Source organism: Flavobacterium sp. (genome assembly GCF_044368625.1).
In the GTDB taxonomy this organism is placed as follows: Bacteria; Bacteroidota; Bacteroidia; order Flavobacteriales; family Flavobacteriaceae; genus Flavobacterium.
The window spans coordinates 1-20981 of the sequence record NZ_JBIPPD010000033.1 but is presented as its reverse complement, the minus strand read 5'-3'; the positions used below and the strand labels follow the sequence as shown (position 1 = coordinate 20981).

The window sequence follows — 20981 nt, the reverse complement described above, 5'->3', positions numbered from 1 at the left end:
TATTCAAGATAACACCCAATCAATTTAAAAATAATATCCTAAATTTGAATCTAAATTAAAATCAACTCTCATCAATAACGTTGTGAAACTTTACAATTACGATGATTATGTTGATATTGATTTAGGCTATGAAATGTTTGCAATAGGAACCAGTAACGACGAAACTACTAACCGAATATTGTCAAATGGAGTTAAGTTAAGAGCCCAATACATTCTTTTCAGTCGAGAAAAATTTGCTTTTGGAGCGGGATTTAATATTGGCTATGCCAAGAAAAACCTTTCGCTGTATTGGAAGAATTATGAAGTGGACTTTGATAATCTTCCAGAAGGCATTAACGGAAATGAGCTTTCTATGTATCTAGAAAAAGGCTTTTTGGGGCCGTCCATTTGTTTTAAAGGAAAAGGATGGGGTAGAAATTTTCAGCAGACAAAAATAACTTTGGCATATGAATTTGCATTAAACAATAAAGCTTGGGAAAGCGACACTTTTAAATTAAAAAATCAGATAAAAGAACCCAACACACAGCAACTTGTGTTGAATGTTATTTTTGGATTGTAGCTTTAGCCTTTTAGTAAATGTTGGTGTTTACACAAAACACGGTATCGTTTCAGATAAATTAGTTTGTTTTTATAAAACCTCCGCGTTTACTAGGTAAACTCGGAGGTTTTTTGTTTCAAAAATCACTTCCTGCGAAATGGAGGAGTACTTAAAGTAGTTGAAAACAATCTAGTAACTCTATTATATAGGAGAAAAGGCTATTTCATGTTTCTGAAATAGCCTTTTTTATTTGTATTGTAACGGGATGTTTATTGTTTTAAAAACTGGTGTGTCGTTTTTTGTTTGCCGTTACTAATTTCTATAATATACATTTGATTTTGTAGTGTAGCAGTAGAAATTTGTTGGTTTTTAATACTTCCTTTTTGAACAATTTGCCCTAATAGATTGGTGATTTGATAACTCGCATTGGAGTTGATTGCCGAAAAATACAAAATACCGCTTGTGGGGTTTGGATGTAAAAAGGGCTTTTGTTTGGGTAAATCAGGATGAGTGTCTAAAAAAGCTTCGCTTGTGAGTCGTAGCAAAAAGCGTTCGGTTTGGCTTTGAAAACTTTTGTAATAACCTCCCACAAGGAGTCCACCGTTGGGTTGCATATAAAGCGCATTGATGTTGCCGTTAAATCCAGTGCCGATAGTAAAAGTGGTGTCGAGCGTTCCATTTGAATTTACCAATTTCATCCGCGAAGTGTCAATTGTTCCTGGAACACCAATCATTATTTTTTGATTGGGTAAAAAGACGTTTGGGGCAACGCTTCCGTAAGAAAAGGGGTTTAGAGCTGTGAAATTGAAAGTAGTATCTAACGTTCCATCGGAGTTTAAACGAAACATTCTATAATTGTTGTTTCCAAGAGAATCTGAAATAAGAATGATTTTTCCGTCACTATCCAACGACATGTATAAATTTTTATTTTGATGAAAAAATATGCTAGAAGCCATTGTAAACGTAGGATCTAGTGCTCCATTGTTTAAAAGGCGAATGACTCTGCTTTTATAAGTATCAACAATTCCGAGCGCTAATATTTTCCCATCGGGTTGCAAAATGATTTTGGTAATGCTTTGAAAAGTATTTAAAGCACCAAATGTAAAGTTGTCATCGAGTGTTCCGTCCGCATTGAGACGCAATAATTTTTTATTGATATTGTTGTTTCCATAATATACCGAACCTGCAGCAATAATTTTTCCGTCGGGTTGCAATGCAATAGAAGTAGCCGAACCTCTTGTTCCGTAATTGTTTGTTGGCGTCATACTGTTGAAATCAGTATCGACACTTCCGTCTAAATTAAGCCGAACTACAGCACCTAGTTTAATGCCGTTTAAAAACCTACCGCTTGATGCAACAATAACTTTCCCGTCGGGTTGCACAAGAATTTCGTTGGGTTGCAAATCGTTTTCTAAAAAAGTATGGAGTTGAACTGTAAAAGAAGTATCGAGACTTCCATCCGCAAAAAGTCGTGCCATTCGGTCTTTCGCTATTCCATTATAGGCTCGAAAATTGCCGGTTACAATTATTTGTCCTGAACTGTTTTGACTAATGAGTTCAACAGGTCCATTAAACCCTCTACAAATGTTATTGAAAGTCGGATTTTTTACTCCGTCAGCATTGAATCGAACCATATTATCCGTAGCAATGTCGTTATAGGTGCTAAAATTTCCTACCCCAATAATATCATTTTGGGTAGTATAAAACATACCGTTAATAAACTTTTGATGCAAATAGTCCGTTTCAGTAGTAGCATTGTCCAATCCGCCTGAAAAAGTAGTATCCAAAAGACCATTTGAATCGAGTCTTAAAATATAATTTTTAGGATTGTTGTAATACGTCTTAAAGCTGCCACTGATGATTATTTTTCCATCCGGTTGCAAAAGTCCTGCTGTTACTCCTTTCCGACTCAACTCTGTAGTACTACTTAGAGGAATCGTGATGTTAAACCCTTTGGAATCAAATGTGGTATCGATTGTTCCGTCCACATTCAGTCGGGCGATATCGCGATAGTTAAATTGCATTATTTTATTAAACTTTCCAATAACAATCATTTTACCATCAGGTTGCATAATCAAGTCGTTTACTCTTGTTTCGCCTCCACCAGAAGGAGGATTTAGAAAAACCGTGCTTAGGAAGGAAGTGTCAACTGTTCCGTCGCTGTTCAGTCTTTTGATACCTGAAGAAAAATGCCTAACAATTATTATTTTTCCATTGGGCAAAAGTTTTATTTTTGAAATCGCGAATTCGCCTAAGGTTGCATCCAATGTAAATGTATTGTCGAGCGTTCCGTCGCTGTTTAGTAAAAACAAAGAATTTTTATAAACACCGTTGTAGCTAATTAAATCGCCACCAACTAAAATTTTTCCGTCAGGTCTGATTTGAACCGAACTTGCAAATTTGTAATTGGAATTTACAGAGGCATTGAAACTAGTGCCAATGTTGAAGCTCGTGTCCTTTGTCCCATCGGCATTCAGTCGTACAATATATTTTGAAGGCGTATTGTTGAAAGTGGTAAAACTTCCCACTAAAATAATTTTTCCGTCGGGCTGAAGTGCAATGTCCTTTACTAAACCGTTTAATTCAGTTGAGGCATTAAAAGAAGTATCTAACGAATTGTCAAGATTGATTCTTGTTATTTTTGAATAGTTGATGTTTAAAAAATAGTTTTCAACCAAAATCAACTTTTGGTCGGGTTGCAAGACCGAAAGTGAGGGACTGTTTTCTACGTAATACTTATCGGCAGGCAAAACATATGGATTAAAAGTGGCATCTTTTTCAAAATTTTGGGCCTGTAAAGAGAGGCTTAAAAAGAGTATGAAAAGTAAAATTAGTCTCATATTTATTTTTTGCGAATATACAACAAATTTAAAAACAGCTCACTACAGACAATATTGCATATCTGATGGTGTGATTTGTGAATTTTACAAAATCTTTAACGCCCGACAGACTGACATAAATTTGCAAGTGGAATACAATTTGTTATATTCGTATAAAATTTAAAACATCATGTGGGGATACTATATTTTAATTGGAGCAATAGCTTTAGTAAGTTGGGCAGTAAGTTCTAAACTGAAAAGCAAGTTTGAATTTTATTCAAAAGTAGGATTAAGAAACGGAATGAGTGGTGGCGAAATTGCCGAAAAAATGTTAGCCGACCACGGTATTCGAGACGTTCGAGTTATCTCTACACCAGGACGATTAACGGATCATTACAATCCAGCAGACAAAACAGTTAACTTAAGTGAAGCCGTTTACAACCAGCGAAACGCTGCAGCAGCAGCAGTTGCCGCACACGAAGTGGGTCACGCAGTACAACACGCTCAAGCATATGACATGTTAGGTTTCCGTTCAGCAATGGTACCAATGGTCAATATTTCATCGAGTATTTCACAATGGTTAATTATTGGGGGATTAATTATGGGTGCTGCCGCTGGAATTGGGGTTGCTTATTATGTAGCTATTGCTGGACTAGTTTTGATGGCAGTTACCACCATTTTTACATTCATAACGCTTCCTGTAGAATATGATGCAAGTAACCGTGCTTTGGCTTGGTTGAAAAACAAAAATATGTTGAGTCAACAAGAATATGCCGGCGCCGAAGATTCTTTAAAATGGGCTGCGAGAACCTATCTTGTCGCTGCGATTGGATCGGTTGCTATGCTGCTGTATTGGGCATTGCAAGTTTTTGGAGGTTCAAGAGATTAATTTTCGAAACTTATTTATACACAAAAATCCGCTTCGAAAGAGCGGATTTTTTTATTTTGGAGCAGATTGCTCGGGAGTCTTTAGGTTTCCATTTTCCCGCTTTCGGCTATATCCCGCTAAAAAAAAGCGGGGATGCCGCCTCAATCGGGGCTATTTTGAGAATCTGTAGGCGTCTTGGAATCGCTTGCGAAAAAAACTACACAACCAACTTATCCGGATTGTACCCAAAATACGGCATTTCCTTCTCGTGAAAAACAACGCCAAATTCTTCCAATTCTTTTAAAATGGGCAGATAAACTTCTTTCCGAATCGGTAACTGTACTCCAGGCGTTTTAATGTTGCCATTTAAAATTTGAAGCGTCGCCATAGCTACGGGAAGTCCAACGGTTTTTGCCATTGCAGTATAGGTTTGATCTTCGCCTAGGCAAACCATCGTAGCGTCAATCTGTTTTTGTTCGCCATTGAGTTCGTAACCAAATTTGTGGTACATCACAATCATGTCTTTGTCTTCTGGAGCAAGTGTCCAACTATCGTTCAATATGCGTTCTAAAATTTGAGCAGGTGTTCCGTTTTTAACACCAACGATTTTTGCAGCACTAAACAAGTCAAGCTCTAAGAGTTTGTCCCAAATAATATCGTCCTGTTCAATTCCCGTACTCAATCTAAATTTCGATTCAACCGAATCTGAAGGATGGTATGGTAAAAACAAATTAGTAAAATCCCGGAAACTGATGGTTTCAGAATCGTCTATAATATAGGTGTCGTCTGTCATTCCCAGTTGGACAAAGATGTTCCAAGCTTTCGAAAAACCGACTCTTCGGATCGTACCACGATACAAAGTCAACGCGTCTTCAAGTCCGTAAACACTTTGGTATTTCAGCGAATCACGGTTGGCATAACCTTCAAATTTTCCATACCCATCTACATGGAAATACTCGGTTCTGCGAAACAGTTTTTGGTACGGAATGTATTTGTATTTTCCTTCCTGAATAAATTTGGCAACACCACCTTGACCGGCTAAAACTACATTTCTAGGCGCCCAAGTAAATTTGTAATTCCACAAATTATTATCGGATTCAGGAGCAACTAGTCCACCACAAAACGATTCAAAAAGAATAATTTTTCCACCTTGATCTTTGATTTCATCAATCACTTTCATCGCACTCATGTGGTCTATTCCTGGATCAAGCCCTACTTCATTCATAAAAACAAGTCCTTTCTCAACAGCCTCTGCGTTCAAAGCTTCCATTTGTGGACTGATGTATGAAGCCGTAACCATGTTTTTGCCAAATGCCAAGCAGTCTTTGGCCACCTCAATGTGCAAGTGTGCCGGTAACATCGAAATAACTATATCGGCGTTCTGAACTTCCGCTTTTCGTTGTTCGGGATTGAATATGTCTAGTGCTATGGCGCGAGCATGGGGATGGTTTTGTGTTTTCTTTTGGGCTAATTCTAAAGATAAATCAGCGATTGTAATTTGCAATTGCTCTACTTCAGATTTGTTTAACAAGTATCGAATTAGGGAGGATGCCGAACGTCCAGCACCAATAATAAGTATTTTTCTCATAGTCAGGTTGTGTCACACAAAGGTATAAAAATGTTATATTTTGAACCAACGAAAACGTTATAATTATTCTTTCGGACAAACTTTGAGTATCTTTGTGCAAAATTATTACAAATGGATAGAAGAATTATTTTAACCGCTGCATTACTGGGTGTAATCTCGATTGTATTGGGAGCCTTTGGAGCTCATGCTTTAAAAAAATTAGTAGACGTCAATGCTTTAGCTACTTTTGAAACAGGAGTTCGGTACCAAATGTACCATGCATTATTTCTTTTATTTGTAGCAACAACTAGTTCAGTTCTACCAAAGACTAAAAAAGCAATACATATTTTAGTTGTTTTGGGCGTCTTGTTTTTTTCAGGATCTATTTATTTATTGGCTACAAATGCCTTAACATCTTTCGATTTCAAGGTAATTGGCTTTATAACACCAGTGGGAGGGTTGCTTCTAATTGTAGCGTGGAGCCTTTTATTTATTGACATTTTGAAGAATAAATCACAAATTCAGTAGAATTGTGTCCTATCTAAATAATAATTTTTACTTTTGTACTCTGTATTAAACACACACAACATACAAATTTATGGATAATAACGCTTTAATTACGAAATCGATTTCGTTAGCCGAATTAGGAATTAAAAATTCAAATGTTCATTACCAGTTAACCCCAGATGAGTTGCATGACATCACCATTAAGTCGGGCGAAGGAGTAGAAAATTCAACAGGAGCACTAGCAGTAAACACGGGAGAATTTACGGGAAGGTCACCACAAGATCGTTTTATTGTTCGCGATGCGATTACCGAAGAGAAAGTGTGGTGGGGAAAAGTGAATATCCCATTTTCATCAGAAGATTTTGACAAACTTTATAAAAAAGTAACCAATTACCTTTCAGAACAGGAAGACATTTATGTTCGCGACAGTTATGTGTGTGCGGATGCCAATTACCGATTAAACGTTCGTGTGGTAACCGAGAAAGCATGGTCAAACTTGTTTTGCTACAACATGTTTCTTCGTCCAGAAGAATCAGAACTAGAAGGCTTTACACCCGATTGGCATGTAGTATGTGCTCCTGGTTTTATGGCAGATCCTGCTGTAGATGGAACGCGTCAGCACAATTTTGCCATTTTAGATTTTACACGAAAAATAGCTTTAATTGGCGGTACAGGTTACACAGGTGAAATGAAAAAAGGCATTTTTTCTGCCCTAAACTTTATACTTCCAGTTGACAAAAATACGTTGCCAATGCATTGTTCTGCAAACGTGGGTAACGATGGCGACACTGCTATTTTCTTCGGATTGTCAGGAACAGGAAAAACCACTTTGTCTGCCGATCCTAAACGTAAATTGATTGGTGACGACGAGCACGGTTGGACCAGCGAAAATACCGTTTTTAACTTTGAAGGAGGTTGTTATGCAAAGGTTATTAATTTGACCGAAGAGCAAGAACCAGATATTTTCAGAGCCATCAAAAAAGGAGCAATCTTAGAAAACGTTATTTTCAAAGAAGGAACCAATGAAGTTGATTTTGAAGATGTTTCCATCACGCCAAATACACGTGTAAGCTACCCGATTTACCATATTGATAATATTCAAGAAGGTTCTATCGGAAAAAATCCTAAAAATATTTTCTTCCTTACGGCCGATTCTTTCGGGATTTTGCCTCCAATTTCAAAATTAACTCCAGGTCAAGCCGCTTACCATTTTATTTCTGGTTATACTGCAAAAGTGGCCGGAACAGAAGCGGGAGTTACTGAACCACAACCTAATTTTTCAGCTTGTTTTGGAGCGCCTTTCATGCCGTTACACCCCACAAAATATGCCGAAATGTTGAGCCAAAAGTTGAAAGAAACGGGCGTTCAAGTTTGGTTAATCAATACGGGTTGGACAGGTGGACCATACGGAATTGGTAGCCGAATGAAATTAAAATATACGCGTGCTATGATTACAGCAGCCTTAAACGGGGAGTTGGATAATGTAGCTTATGAGAAACATGAAGTTTTTGGAATCGAAAAACCACAATCATGTCCGGATGTTCCAGCAGAAATCTTAAACCCAAGAAATACATGGGCTGATAAAGATTTGTATGACAAAAAAGCAATAGAATTAGGAAATAAATTTAAAGAGAATTTTGCTAAATTCGAAGAGTTTGCCAACGAAGAGATTTTAGCAGGTGGGCCATTAGTTTAACAGACTGCACAAGATTTTAAAAGTCCCAAAAAAGAAACCCAGTAACGAAAGTTGCTGGGTTTTTTATTGCAAAAAAATTCCCGACCACTTTGCAGCAATCGGGAAAATATAGTGAATTCTTGTTCTTTTATTTGAATGCAGGAATTCCAGTAATATCCATACCTGTTATCAGTAAGTGAATGTCGTGCGTTCCTTCGTAAGTAATTACAGATTCTAAGTTCATCATGTGACGCATGATCGAATATTCGCCGGTAATTCCCATTCCGCCAAGAATTTGTCTCGCTTCTCTGGCAATGTTGATTGCCATGTCCACATTGTTTCTTTTCGCCATCGAAATTTGAGCGGTTGTCGCTTTTCCTTCGTTTCTCAAAACACCCAATCGCCAAGTCAACAATTGTGCTTTAGTGATTTCGGTAATCATTTCAGCCAATTTCTTTTGCTGCAATTGCGTTCCCGCAATTGGTTTGTCAAATTGAATTCGCTCTTTGGCATATCGCAAAGCCGTGTCGTAGCAGTCCATTGCAGCACCAATAGCTCCCCAAGCGATTCCGTATCGTGCCGAATCCAAACAACCCAGTGGAGCACCAAGACCTGATTTATTTGGCAATAAATTTTCTTTAGGAACTTTTACATTGTCAAAAATCAATTCGCCTGTAGCCGAAGCACGAAGCGACCACTTGTTGTGCGTTTCTGGAGTGGTAAAACCTTCCATGCCGCGTTCTACAACCAGTCCTTGAATTCTTCCCGACTCGTCTTTTGCCCAAACTACTGCAATATCAGCAAATGGCGCGTTTGAAATCCACATTTTGGCCCCATTCAATAAATAGTGATCGCCTTTGTCTTTAAAATTGGTAGTCATTCCGCCTGGATTCGAACCGTGGTCGGGTTCTGTCAAGCCAAAGCATCCCATGAATTCGCCCGAAGCCAACTTTGGCAACCATTTCATCCGTTGTTCTTCGTTTCCATATTTCCAAATCGGATACATTACTAATGAAGATTGAACAGAAGCTGTTGATCTAACACCAGAATCCCCTCTTTCAATTTCTTGCATGATCAATCCGTACGAAATTTGATCCAGTCCAGCACCACCGTATTCTTCTGGAATATATGGGCCAAAAGCACCAATATCCGCCAAACCTTTGATGATTTGCTTCGGAAATTCTGCCTTTTGAGCATAGTCTTCTATAATTGGAGATACTTCGCGCTTTACCCATTCACGGGCAGCATCGCGCACCATTTTATGTTCGTCGGAAAGTAAATCGTCTAATAAATAATAATCTGGAGCTTGAAAAAGATCGGGTCTCATACTTGTGAAATTTTAAGTCTTCGCAAAAATAAAGAAAGAAACTTAACAAATCAACAAACAGAAGTTATAATTTGGATGTAAAATGCTAATTTCATCATTGGGCGCTTATTCTGGTCATTCACTATATCTCGTCCCGAAACTTCCGGATTGGGATTTGGTAAATTTGGCTTAAAATCTCAGCTAAGAACACTGTAAAAATTACTGAAACTCATTAATACCATATAAAATTTCTCTCATTTTTGTGCCGTTAATTTCAACGGGTCTGTAGGCCACATTAAATTTATCAATGGCAATATTGATATCTGATTTCAGTTTCTTGTACTCCATGGGTAGCTTACTTTCACATTGTTTTTCATTTTCGTAGCTGTTTAAAATAATGCTGAATTTTTGATAAAATTTTTCACCTTCATTGATGAAGTTATTGTATTGCGTAATAAACTGGATCAATCTATCAATGGGAAATTCTAGATTAATAAGCATTTTGTTTTTTTGAGCTCCTTCAGCTTTGTCCATTGCCGTTAAATACGTGTTTAACTGGCTGCTTACTTTATCCCAATCATCATTATTTCTGCATTCTGAAAGGGAAACCAAATAATTAATGGATTTGGTATAATCTTTAAACAATGTTTCAATATCAGTTTTTATTGCATTATTAGAAGCTTGTAAATAAGCAGTTTCAAAATAAATTGTATTCAAGTCGGTTTGCATTCGTAAGGTAAAATCCAAGATGCATTCAATTTTTGCCAATTCTGCCTCTTTTTCTTCTTTTGACAAACCCGAAACCATCATATTAGAAAACGTATTGATTACAGAAACCAAAGTATTCGTACCTAAGACAGAAGTTAAATCAACGCCTTGTTTTTTTTCTCTTTTGGCCTTTACCAATTCTTTTATTTTTTCAAATTCAGGATACTGATTTGGATTTGCCATTTTTGAAATTTCAGAAAAAGTTCTTACCGATGCAAAATGATGATCTAAGCCCAATACTTTTTCGTACAATATTTTAATAATTTGTAAACCTTTAATGTATCGGATTTTTGAAATATCAGATGCGTTTTCTAATTCAAGTTTTTTAAGGTTGTCATTAAGTGCGTCTTTTTGAATTAATAAACTGACTTTTTTATTCAGGTTTTCTTCAATTTTAAGTTGCTGATTTATAGTTGTAATCTGGTTTAGAACCGCATTTTTTTTGAGGTAAAATGTTTTTTGGACTTCTGTAATTTCCGTGAGCATTTCTTGTACCATTATGTTTGCATCAATGATTTCATCTTTTGCAAAACCAGAAGTCATGCAAAATAGAATGAGTAGAAATGTTAAAGAGATTTTCATTTGTAAATTCTTATTGTATTGTCAAAAATTGGAAGGGCCATCAAAATTCATTACAAATCGCACCTTACTATTTAATTTCAAAAGCAAAGTTTTCCAAAAATGTTCTTAGCAGCTAAAATTGATGTTGTAACGTCGATAAAGTAACTCCGTTTATAAATAATATATGTCTTGTCATGCTGAACTTGTTTCAGCAACTTTTAACAGTAACCCAGTGTGATGATGGTGCATTAATTTTCCAGCATCTAATTTCGTTCAATGAGCTCGAAAACTACTATTGCCTTATCTTCTAGAAAAGTAACAGGGTATAAACCTCGTTTGATACTGTTAAATTTTGGATCAATTGCCAATAATCGTAATAGTTCTCTATCAACCTTGACACTTTCATCATCAATTAGAAATGTTTTTGTGTCTAATAATTCTTCCCAATCTTTAGCTGTAAAACCTGCTTTTTCTAAACTCAGTTGGAGGTTGCTTTTTCCGGTTTTTGCAACAAAAGCTGTTGTTTTTTCTGTAGAACTTTCAATCTTAGTTTCAGGACAAGTCCCAGTTCCGCCTAAACAACCTCTGTTATGATAGCTGTCGACGGTGTAAGTGATGCGATTTTCTGATTGGGCAGTAGCCACCAATGGTACTAGCATAAGCATTGCCACAATTATTATTTTTAGCATAATTTTTTATTTAAGAAGATTTTTTTTTTAGAAAAACAGAATATAGCAAAAGAATTGTAATGACCACATTACATTTTCGACTGATTTTGAGCATTATAGAAAACAGTGGCGAGCGGTCTCGATTAAATATGTATTAAACGTAATTGACTATGTGGCACAAAACTAACTCGAAATTAAGACCCACACTCGCACTGCTTGCTATTCTAATTATTAACTTTTCTATAATTTATATTTGAAATTTATTCCTGCATTTATTCCTGCACCTGGTGAAAAGCTGCTGTAAGCTGAAACTATTCTTAATCCATAATTTAGTCTTTTACGCACATTAAAGGTTGTTTGAAAACCTAAATCTATACCCAATCCATTATTTTCTTCTAGAAGAACTTTTTTATCGAAATTATGATAGGAAAACCCAAAGATGGATTCCAGAAAGGCAATATGTTACGTTATATACTGAACAATTTTTTCAGACATCTTGTGTGATTTCAAAAATTATTTACCGCTTTTATAATCCTTAAATAGATAGATAAAATAACCAATAAAAATGATTACATTTAAAACCAAGTGCTTTTTTGAAAATTGATTGTACGTTTGATTGCCGTTTACAAAGAATGAAAACTTACGATATTCAAACGATTGAATCGATTGACCATTTTTGTAGACTAGGTATAAGTCATATATAAACCCTATTAAATTAATTATCAGTAAGGTCACTAGTGTGAATAGTAAAACCTTTGCTACATTAATTAAAATTATTTTTGCTTCCATAATTTGTATTTGATTAATAAAACTGCCCAAAAATGGGCAGCTTAAAATATTAATGTGAAATTACCAATGAATAGTCTTTATCATTAAATTTCGATGTGTTTGTTATAGTAAAATTACTGAACTCTAATTCTTTACCATTTACAACAATTTTTGCTTTTGGTGGTTGACCATTTCTGAATGAAATACTCAAGCAGTCGCAGTCCCAACCAAACTCCCATGTAGTCGTAGTTTGCGTTTTACCATCTTTGATAGTAGTGGTAGTTGTCTTGTATTTTACTTTGACACAACAAGCAGCCACAACAATTCCGATAATTACGGCTGGATGAACATTAGTTTGATATTGAAAATCATCTGCTGGAAAGTTGCCCACTAAAACACCGTTATCAAAAAAGTCGATGGTCGAGTTTTTTGCGTCTTCCGGACTCATACGAAAATTAAGTGCATCGCTGGATTTACTTAAATTAAAGTTTAGTGCTTCACTATTTTCAGATACGTATGAAAAATTATAGGGCTTATCATCTACATTTCTCAGATCAAAACTAGAAGGAATACCTGTGCTTTTTTCAAATTCAAATTTCTCGCCTATTTTAGGCAGTTTAATTTGTGTAAATCCAGCATTACTAAAAACCAGTGTGGCAATTAAGCCAAAAAATAAATTTTTCATTATTTTTGTATTTTATTATTACTTACAGTCCTACTTTGTGTTCGTCAAAACATTTTATTAAAGTAGGGCTGTTTTTTTTGTGGCTGGTTTTTTCTCGCTATTTATACAAAGCCAACCGTTCTTCATATAGATAGTTTCGTTTTTAAAGTACGAGAACTTTTTTCTCTTTTGTTTTTGAAAAGGTAAACTAAAGCATCAACTTCCTTTTTTATAGTGGCCAACTATTTTTTGTAAAAAAGACTTCAAAATTTATTTTTTGCTTCATTTGATTTTCTTGTCAAATGCTTTTCCTGTTCAAGAAGAAAAGGGTAACAAACTTTTTCTTTCATTTTTACATTTCAAAAGTAGTAGCCTTTAGTTGTTTGTGCAAATAAAGTAATACGGTATTCATGAACAGCGTGTCGTAATTCGTGAATGTCTTGGAATTATCATTCCAATTTATAAGCAATCAATATTTTACTTTTTTAAAAATTTGAAAGTTAGCGGGACGGATGTTAAGTTATAATTAAAATAAGCATGACATCAATTTCTTGAAATACTGTTTCAATATATTTTCTACAGTTTGGAAACTGCTATCAGCATTACGCAAATAAAAAAAAGCAAACCTAATAGACAAAAGACAATCTTATCTTTCATAGTTAACGTATATCCTCTTTTGATTAACTTCGTAAATTTAGCAGCACGAAAAATAATAAAATTCATAATCACTATTGCGATTGTTAGAAGTAACATATCTTGAAGAGTAAAGAGGTCAAAAAAAGTTTTAAGTGTTTCCATAAAAATGTAGATTTTGTAACAGTAAATTAATTATTTATACAGTCTTGATAGTTATAGTTGCAATCCGACATCATAGAAAAATAGTGGGCTGTAGCTGCGGCAATACAAACTGAGCCTACTGATGCCCCCAAACATCCACCGCACCACCACGTCACTCCACCCAAACCAACTCCTGCACTAACACAACCTACTGCTTCAATTGTGTAAATTGCCATTGAAGCTATCCTACAATTACTTAGACGGCCTTTACAGTTAGAGAATGTTTCAGCTATCTGATCTTGTGGCATTAAAGCAACTGCTGCCTCAATCAAGCTTTCTAATTCCTTTGATTCTAAATTTTTTAAAGAATAATTTTCTACTAGGACTTTCAAAATTGGTGTAGTACTAGCATCAAATTCTTCTGCGCTTTGAATATTCTCAAATCCGAACGCAACAGCAAAATTTGTAACATCATCTGCACTAATTTCTTTTTTGCCAACAATTTTATTTAATATGTTAAAATTTGTTTCGTTTGGGATTTTCCTAATGTTAGCAATAAACTTAATAAAATTTGTGTCATTTGCCAAACGCTGTGAAACTTTATTCACGTCCAATTGAGCAAATCCAAAAAACCCAAAAGTAAAAAAAGCAGCCAAACTAAAAATTAATTTTTTCATTATATTTGTATTTTAATATTACTTACAGTCCTACTTTGTGTTCGTCAAAACATTTTAATAAAGTAGGGCTGTTTTTTTTGTGGTTGGTTTTTTCTCGCTATTTATACAAAGCCAACCGTTCTTTATATAGATAGTTTCGTTTTTAAAGTACGAGAACTTTTTGCTCTTTTGTTATACTTGCAAGAATTTTAAGAACAAGGCAAAGTAATGCTCTTTCAGTATTACGAAGCAAATTAAGTATATATCAATTTATAAATTAGGAAGTGTTTGTTTTTTAAAATACTTAATATCAATAATTTAAATATTTTATAGTTTCTAAAAAATATTTCGAAATTGAATTATATTTGCGGTTAAATTCAAGTAAATGTTGAGAATATCTCGTGACGTAATAATAAAAACAATCTGCCTTCTACTATTTTATTTTAATTTTTTCCGTCTTCAGGCACAAACTACTGTGGAAGATTCTTTGAATCTGATTTATTCACAATTTGAATCTCACTATTACAATACTGTAGAAAACAAAATTTTTGCACAAAAATATTTACGCGTTGCAAAAAGATTGAATGATAAATATCACATTATAGTAGGTTATGATATGATAGTTAATAGCTCGGATTTAATTACTGGAGAAAAATATTTGGATTCAATGATGGATGTGGCGAAGAGTTACGATGAAAGCCTTGTGATTTATACACATTTAAGGAAAGGACAATTTTATTGTATTCAAAGAAATTTAAAGAAAGCGCTTGAGAACTACTTGCTCGCTTATAAAAAATCAACACCAAAGAACAACATGTATTTGAATCACATTAAATATGAAATAGCTGTTGTTAAAAGCATCATGGGTAAGCACCAAGAGGCATTAGATGTTTTTTTACAGATGGAGAAAAACTTAAAAAATACAGATGATATTCAACAATATGTACATACGGTTTTTGCAATTTCAAACACATATACTCAATTGGGTAAATTAAATGAAGCAGAGCATTTTATAAACATCGGTTTAGAAAAAACCTTAACGAATGGTAATCAGGGTTTTCATCAGTTTTTTATTAGTAATAGAGGTAAAATTTTTTACAAAAAAGGTAAGTATAATTTGGCCATTGCAGACTTAACAAGTTCCCTCAAAACAATTAAGAAATCAAACGATTATGCAAATTTTACTGAAAATTGCTATTATTTAGGACTATGCTTTAATAAAATCAGGGATGAGAAAAAAGCCCTTACTTATTTTAATAAAGTAGATTCTGTATTTAATGCAAAAGGATATATGTTCCCTGAAATTATTAACTCGTATAATAAATTAATTGAGGATTCAAAAATTAGAAGGAATGTAAATAAAACACTTTACTACACTACTCAGTTGCTAAAAGCCGATAGTGTTGTAAAGAAAAATTATGACTTTATTATTGATACAACTCATAAGGAATATGACGTGCCTGAACTTATTGCAGATAAAGAGCGCTTAATTGCAGAAATGAAAATGAAATCGTTACTTATCAATATGTTATTCATTTGTTCGACATTAGGATTAATTGGCTTCCTTTGGTGGTATCATAATAAGAGAAAAAAAGAACTGGAAATCCAAAAAGATTTATTTAATAATTACTTATTAGGTAAAGAATTAAAAATAACTACTACTAATGATGAAAAGGTTTTAGAAAAAACTAATAACTTAGATGTAAATATAGATATAATTCAAGCCCTTTTAAAAAAATTAGAAGTGTTTGAAACTGAAAAACTTTTTGTCAATGATGTAACTTTGGAGGCACTAGCAAAAAAATTCGAAACTAATACTTCCTATTTATCTATGGTAATTAATAAGTATAAAGGTTGTAGCTTTCCTACCTACATTAATAATCTCAGAATTGATCTGGCCGTTCAATCGCTAACGAATGATAAAAGTTATTTGAAATATTCAATTAAAGGGTTGGCTTCTGAAGTTGGATTCAGTAGTGTACAGACCTTTTCAAGAGCATTTGTCAATAAAACTGGAATGAATGCTTCATTTTTTATAAATCAATTAAAATCAAATAGTTAAATACAATTATTCTTCATTAAATTATATCAATTTATAAATTGAATACACAAATATTTGCAATCGATTTTTTTTAGCAATTCATTTGCTTCAAACATTTAAAATAATATATCATGGATTCACAATTTTTTAAAGTTTCTGAAGATGAGAAATTAAACAAGAAACAATTAATGACTATTTTTGGAGGTAATGGCGTTGACGACGACGGCGATCACTCAGGCCCCAAGCCATTAAAACCTACGAGACCTACTGATCCTACACCTCCTCTGCCACCATTTCCAACTATTCCAACGGTACCACCAAGTGGAGGAAAGTAAGAAGATTTGGGAGAGGCATTTTTCGATAAATAAAATGTCTCTCTCTTATTATCTATAATTTATATTCCTCTAAATGGGATGTTTAGATGTAAATGTGTGAGATTTAAATAATATTTTCAGAATATGTCCAAAATTAAATATGCGCTGTTTATACTACTTGTTGCATTAAGTTTCACAGATTCAATAGCACAGAACGCAGCGGAAACAAAGAAAGTTAAAAAACTTAAAATCGACGAATTAAGAAACTGGCAGAACCTGGATTTGCAACAGGATAGTGTGCCTGGAATAAGTTTAAATAGATTGTACAATGAATTTATCAAGAACAAAAAGGGTAAGGAGATAATTGTGGCAGTTATTGATAGTTATATCGATTTAAATCATGAGGACTTAAAAAACCAAATTTGGATAAATAAAAAAGAGATTCCAAACAATAACATTGATGATGATAAAAATGGATATGTGGATGATACTAATGGTTGGAATTTTTTAGGAAATAAAAGCGGCGAAAGTACTTTTCGCTTAAATTATGACGCAGCGAGACGACTTAGAAATTTGCTTAGAAAAAATGTTGATACAACAAATTTTAATGGCAATACAATAGATTCATTAGCATACAGATACATACAAAAAGAATTTCAGAAATTAAAAGTAAAACATAATTCAAAAATAGAAGATGCAAAATATTATCAAGATGCTTACATCTCTTCTTTTAAAAGAATAGATAACATTTTTAATAACAAACCATTTTCTCTTAAACAAATTGATAGCTTGTTCAAACTTAGAGAATTTGATGCAACTGATGAGTTATATTACGATATGTATTTTGTTAGAGATTTTATTAAAACAAATAATAATAAAGCTTGGATTGATTTATTTGAAGAAAGGGTAGTTGGAGAATTATCAACTTCACTAAATGCAAATTTTAATGAAAACGATATAATTAAAGATATCGAAACAAACATCAAGGATAAGAACTATGGCAATAATAAAGTATCCCATTATTCTAATAAAACTTGGCACAGTACAATGATGTCAGGAATGATTGCTGCAAATAGAAAGAATAATGTAGGTATTCAAGGTTTTGGAAATCAAATTAAAGTGATGCCGTTAGTCATTTCTGCTGCTTCAGGAACTCACCGAGACAAGGATATTGCATTAGCTATTGAATACGCTGTAAATAATGGAGCAAAAGTAATAAATATGAGTTTCGGAAAATCAACACCAATATATCCTGAATGGATTCAGAAATCAATACTTTATGCAAAAGAAAATGATGTGTTGATTGTTGTTTCGGCAGGAAATAGCAACGAAAACCTAGATGCTAAATATTCATATCCGAATGATTATTTTTCAGAAAAAGACGTCGAAGAATTTGTCGATAATTTAATCGTAGTTGGAGGTATAAATCATGAAGCAAATGAAAATTTGGTTTATAAATATTCAAACTTCGGTAAAAAAAATGTAGATATTATGGCTCCTGCAACAGATATTTGGTGCTTAGATCCAATAAGAAATTATGCCCTTGACGATGGAACCTCTTTTGCAGCTGCACTTACTTCAGGTTCTGCGGCATTGATTCGTTCACATTATCCTAAATTAACGGCGAATCAAGTAAAAAATATCATCTTAGAATCAGGCGTTACCATTGATCAAAAAGTAATAAAACCAGGTACCGATAATGAAATGGTTCCTTTTTCAGTGCTTTGCAAATCGGGGAAAATACTGAATGTATATAATGCTATGAAAATGGCAAAAGAAGTGAGTAAGAAGAAAAAATAGGTATATACATCACTCCGTCATCTAACACCCATCATCCCACTACTTCAACCGCTCTTTAAGTTGAGCGTTTTCTTCTTCGAGTTTGAGGATGTAATTTTTCTGATTTTCTAGAAAGTAGGCTGGAATGGTGTACACATTGTTTGTGCCGTGATTAATACCAACTGATTGGTCTTTACAGATAATGAACGTAGATTCTTCACTTTCGTAAATTTCCTCGACAGGAACTTCAAGTATCTTAGCTAGCTTTTTCCACTCATTCAGAGAAATTTTTGCTTTTCCTTTCTCCCGTTTGTTATAATTGGATACGTCCATACATAAATGTTTCGCAATATATTGTTGCGAAAAGCCTTTTTTATCGCGAGCTTCGAAAAGTTTTGTTTTTTCCATGGTGTAAATGTTAGTATTGCGAAAATACGCAAAAAAATCGCAATGATTTATTTTGCTTCAAAAATATTATATTATTTAATTTGATTGATCAAAAACAATCAGTACTTTCCATTTTAAGAAAATTAGTGCACGAATGAGTAATAATAAGGATGTAAGTTTGTTTTTAAAATTAGTGTTTAATTATTAAATTTAAAAAATTATGAAAACAGTTATTGAAGAGTTTAAAGATTTTGTCATTGAAAATGAACAATTTCAAAACATTTTTGGCGGTAGGAAGATATCTTCTGATTATACGGGAGTTGTGAGTGGAACAAATGGAAGTGGAAGTTCTTCAACCATGGATATTACATTGTACAATGATGCCGGTCAAATTATAGGCCATTATTGTGATCAACCTGATGCAAATTTCGGTGGAATTAAAGCAATTGGAACGGTTGTGGGTACATATCAATAAGTGTCAATAAATACACCTATTAATTGTAGGTGTATTTTAAATTTTTTTATTATGAAAATATTGTCTCTATTACTACTGTTACCTCTTTTAGCTTTTTCTCAAAACAGTAAAACTTATAACGATACTATTCCCGCTAAAGAATTGAATAACGAAGAGCTTCAAATGAAGGAATATATAAATTCTTCATATGTAAACGATAGCAAAAAATTGTTGGGTGTAGAATTTGGTAATATTGTTTTAGAAGACATCAATGCCGAATTGTTTATTTCTGAAAATGAAAAAAAAATAATTTTTTATAATTTTTGGTCTAAAAGTTGTGCGCCTTGCCTAGAGGAAATACCTATGTTAAATGCGTTGAAAAAAAAGTATAAGAATAAAGTCGAATTTGTAGCAATTACATTTGATGATGTTGAAATTATTAAAAAAGTAGAATTTAATTTTAGACACTTTATAGTTGACAAAAATGAGATATACAAGTTAAATTTCAATAGTGGCTTCCCAATAAGTTTTATTATTTCAAATGGAAAAATTTTATATTACAAATTAGGTGGTACAACTAGTGAATCTCCATTTCACAATGCTTCAACAAAACAAACCTTTTTTAAATTTTGTGAAATTATTGACAATGAAATTTCTAAATTGAAGTAATGGTTTATATTATTACAAATAATTTCTGTAACTTTTCATGTTGTTTAATTGAGTGGTTAAATTACTACAACATAGAAAATATAAGGATTAATGATTATGTAATTGACTTTCATAAGGTTAATTTTAAAATAGAAACATTAAACAAAAAAATTAAAGTTGATCAAAACTTTTATTTTGTACACAAGCCATGTGGTGGAGATTATATTCAAAATAAAGACTTAATCAATCAAATTAAATTTGAATATTATCAAGGTTTTTTTAAGACGCTAGATGAAAATAGAACGCTAGGACAACTTGATTTTACTTCTGGTAATAGTAAGATTAATATTTTGGAAGTAATTAATCGTTTTAATATTAAGTTTCCAGAGAGTTTAATAACTAACTCTAAAAATGACCTCATTAGATTTCATTCGTTACATAACAGCATCGTAACTAAACCTATCCATGAAATTTTTGATTTTCGTTCAAATGGAAAATTATATAGACCATACACAGCTATTGTCACTCAAGAAGATATAAATTATGCGCCAAAATTTTTTGGACTATCATTATTTCAAAAGAACATTTTTAAATATTGTGATATTAAGTCTTTTTACATCGATGGTGATTTTTATAGTCAAGCAATATTTTCACAACATAATGAAAACACTTCTGTAGATTTTAGATTATATGAAACAAACAATATGAATAGAACATCGCCGTTTAAACTTCCAAATAACTTAGAAATAAAAATGCGAAAGGTGTTAGTCTATCTAAAGATAAAAATGGCTGTTGTTGATTTTATTTTGGATACAAAAAACGAAATTTATTTTTTAGAAATTAATATAGAAGGCGTTTTTGAAAATATTTCTATTGATTGTAATTACAATTTAGATAAGATTATTTCTAACCATATAAAAAAAAGTTATGAAAAAAGCTGAAAATGAACAAAATGTAAATATGCCATTTTACTTTAATACTCTGAAGGAAATAGTATTGAATGATAATAACGTGTTTAAAATCTATACTGTGAAGTCTGATTTCCATAAAACTGATTTCCATAAAATCACATATTTTTACAAACCTATATGTAGAATCAATGAAAAAAAATAAATATTCACTACATTTATTTGGTAATGTTTTTATTACTAAAGGTTTTAATAGATCTTTGATTTCTGATTTGCAATTTAACAATGTCCATATTGTCCCAAACAGT

At 33.1% G+C, this 20981-nt stretch carries 19 protein-coding genes; 10 read left to right on the top strand and 9 right to left on the bottom strand.

Features of this window, described 5'->3' with window-relative positions:
- The first annotated feature begins 82 nt into the window (after positions 1-82).
- Positions 83-559, top strand: coding sequence for a hypothetical protein (locus ACIQ2X_RS04425; protein WP_396177694.1), 477 nt, complete (start codon positions 83-85; stop codon positions 557-559).
- A 248-nt stretch (positions 560-807) separates the two neighbouring features.
- Here ACIQ2X_RS04425 and ACIQ2X_RS04420 read toward each other — a convergent pair whose 3' ends face one another.
- Positions 808-3378 (bottom strand): T9SS type A sorting domain-containing protein, encoded by a 2571-nt coding sequence (locus ACIQ2X_RS04420; RefSeq protein WP_396177693.1) that lies wholly within the window; start codon positions 3376-3378, stop codon positions 808-810.
- A 169-nt stretch (positions 3379-3547) separates the two neighbouring features.
- On the opposite strand from ACIQ2X_RS04420, the gene ACIQ2X_RS04415 reads away from it, so the two are divergent.
- Positions 3548-4246, top strand: a complete 699-nt coding sequence (locus ACIQ2X_RS04415; RefSeq protein WP_396177692.1) for a zinc metallopeptidase — start codon at positions 3548-3550, stop codon at positions 4244-4246.
- Positions 4247-4442: 196 nt separating this feature from the next.
- Here ACIQ2X_RS04415 and ACIQ2X_RS04410 read toward each other — a convergent pair whose 3' ends face one another.
- On the bottom strand, positions 4443-5813 hold the full coding sequence (locus tag ACIQ2X_RS04410) for a saccharopine dehydrogenase family protein (protein ID WP_396177691.1): 1371 nt from the start codon (positions 5811-5813) through the stop codon (positions 4443-4445).
- 111 nt (positions 5814-5924) lie between these two features.
- Between ACIQ2X_RS04410 and ACIQ2X_RS04405 the strand changes: the two genes are divergently transcribed.
- Entirely contained in the window at positions 5925-6320 is a 396-nt protein-coding gene (locus ACIQ2X_RS04405; RefSeq protein ID WP_396177690.1) for a DUF423 domain-containing protein, read from the top strand.
- A gap of 70 nt (positions 6321-6390) precedes the next feature.
- Positions 6391-7995, top strand: a complete 1605-nt coding sequence (pckA, locus tag ACIQ2X_RS04400) for a phosphoenolpyruvate carboxykinase (ATP) (RefSeq protein WP_396177689.1) — start codon at positions 6391-6393, stop codon at positions 7993-7995.
- Between the two features lie 127 nt (positions 7996-8122).
- Here pckA and ACIQ2X_RS04395 read toward each other — a convergent pair whose 3' ends face one another.
- From ACIQ2X_RS04395 to ACIQ2X_RS04370, 6 genes are all read right to left on the bottom strand, one after another.
- On the bottom strand, positions 8123-9301 hold the full coding sequence (locus ACIQ2X_RS04395; protein WP_396177688.1) for an acyl-CoA dehydrogenase family protein: 1179 nt from the start codon (positions 9299-9301) through the stop codon (positions 8123-8125).
- Between the two features lie 198 nt (positions 9302-9499).
- Positions 9500-10630, bottom strand: coding sequence for a hypothetical protein (locus ACIQ2X_RS04390; protein ID WP_396177687.1), 1131 nt, complete (start codon positions 10628-10630; stop codon positions 9500-9502).
- A gap of 242 nt (positions 10631-10872) precedes the next feature.
- Complete coding sequence (locus ACIQ2X_RS04385; RefSeq protein ID WP_396177685.1) at positions 10873-11298, bottom strand: hypothetical protein; 426 nt, start codon at positions 11296-11298, stop codon at positions 10873-10875.
- A 219-nt stretch (positions 11299-11517) separates the two neighbouring features.
- Positions 11518-11658: a hypothetical protein gene (locus ACIQ2X_RS04380; RefSeq protein WP_396177684.1), complete on the bottom strand. Its 141-nt coding sequence runs from the start codon at positions 11656-11658 to the stop codon at positions 11518-11520.
- A 457-nt stretch (positions 11659-12115) separates the two neighbouring features.
- A complete protein-coding gene (locus tag ACIQ2X_RS04375) occupies positions 12116-12730 on the bottom strand; it encodes a hypothetical protein (protein WP_396177683.1) in 615 nt (204 codons plus the stop codon).
- Between the two features lie 803 nt (positions 12731-13533).
- Positions 13534-14163 carry a hypothetical protein gene (locus tag ACIQ2X_RS04370; RefSeq protein ID WP_396177682.1) on the bottom strand — a complete coding sequence of 210 codons (630 nt, stop codon included), beginning with the start codon at positions 14161-14163 and terminating at the stop codon, positions 13534-13536.
- Between the two features lie 364 nt (positions 14164-14527).
- Between ACIQ2X_RS04370 and ACIQ2X_RS04365 the strand changes: the two genes are divergently transcribed.
- From ACIQ2X_RS04365 to ACIQ2X_RS04355, 3 genes are all read left to right on the top strand, one after another.
- Positions 14528-16204, top strand: a complete 1677-nt coding sequence (locus tag ACIQ2X_RS04365; RefSeq protein ID WP_396177681.1) for a helix-turn-helix domain-containing protein — start codon at positions 14528-14530, stop codon at positions 16202-16204.
- A 110-nt stretch (positions 16205-16314) separates the two neighbouring features.
- Positions 16315-16518 (top strand): hypothetical protein, encoded by a 204-nt coding sequence (locus ACIQ2X_RS04360; protein WP_396177680.1) that lies wholly within the window; start codon positions 16315-16317, stop codon positions 16516-16518.
- 123 nt (positions 16519-16641) lie between these two features.
- A complete protein-coding gene (locus ACIQ2X_RS04355; RefSeq protein WP_396177679.1) occupies positions 16642-18297 on the top strand; it encodes a S8 family serine peptidase in 1656 nt (551 codons plus the stop codon).
- A gap of 39 nt (positions 18298-18336) precedes the next feature.
- Here the strand turns inward: ACIQ2X_RS04355 and ACIQ2X_RS04350 are convergent, their stop codons facing one another.
- Positions 18337-18684, bottom strand: coding sequence for a helix-turn-helix transcriptional regulator (locus ACIQ2X_RS04350; RefSeq protein WP_396177678.1), 348 nt, complete (start codon positions 18682-18684; stop codon positions 18337-18339).
- Between the two features lie 199 nt (positions 18685-18883).
- On the opposite strand from ACIQ2X_RS04350, the gene ACIQ2X_RS04345 reads away from it, so the two are divergent.
- Genes ACIQ2X_RS04345 through ACIQ2X_RS04335 form a run of 3 tightly spaced genes read left to right on the top strand, consistent with a single transcriptional unit; the run spans position 18884 to position 20706 of the window.
- Complete coding sequence (locus tag ACIQ2X_RS04345) at positions 18884-19138, top strand: hypothetical protein (protein ID WP_396177677.1); 255 nt, start codon at positions 18884-18886, stop codon at positions 19136-19138.
- Positions 19139-19189: 51 nt separating this feature from the next.
- On the top strand, positions 19190-19786 hold the full coding sequence (locus ACIQ2X_RS04340) for a TlpA family protein disulfide reductase (protein ID WP_396177675.1): 597 nt from the start codon (positions 19190-19192) through the stop codon (positions 19784-19786).
- Positions 19786-20706, top strand: coding sequence for a hypothetical protein (locus ACIQ2X_RS04335; RefSeq protein WP_396177674.1), 921 nt, complete (start codon positions 19786-19788; stop codon positions 20704-20706). The genes ACIQ2X_RS04340 and ACIQ2X_RS04335 overlap by 1 nt, the downstream gene beginning before the upstream one ends.
- Positions 20707-20981: the final 275 nt, after the last annotated feature.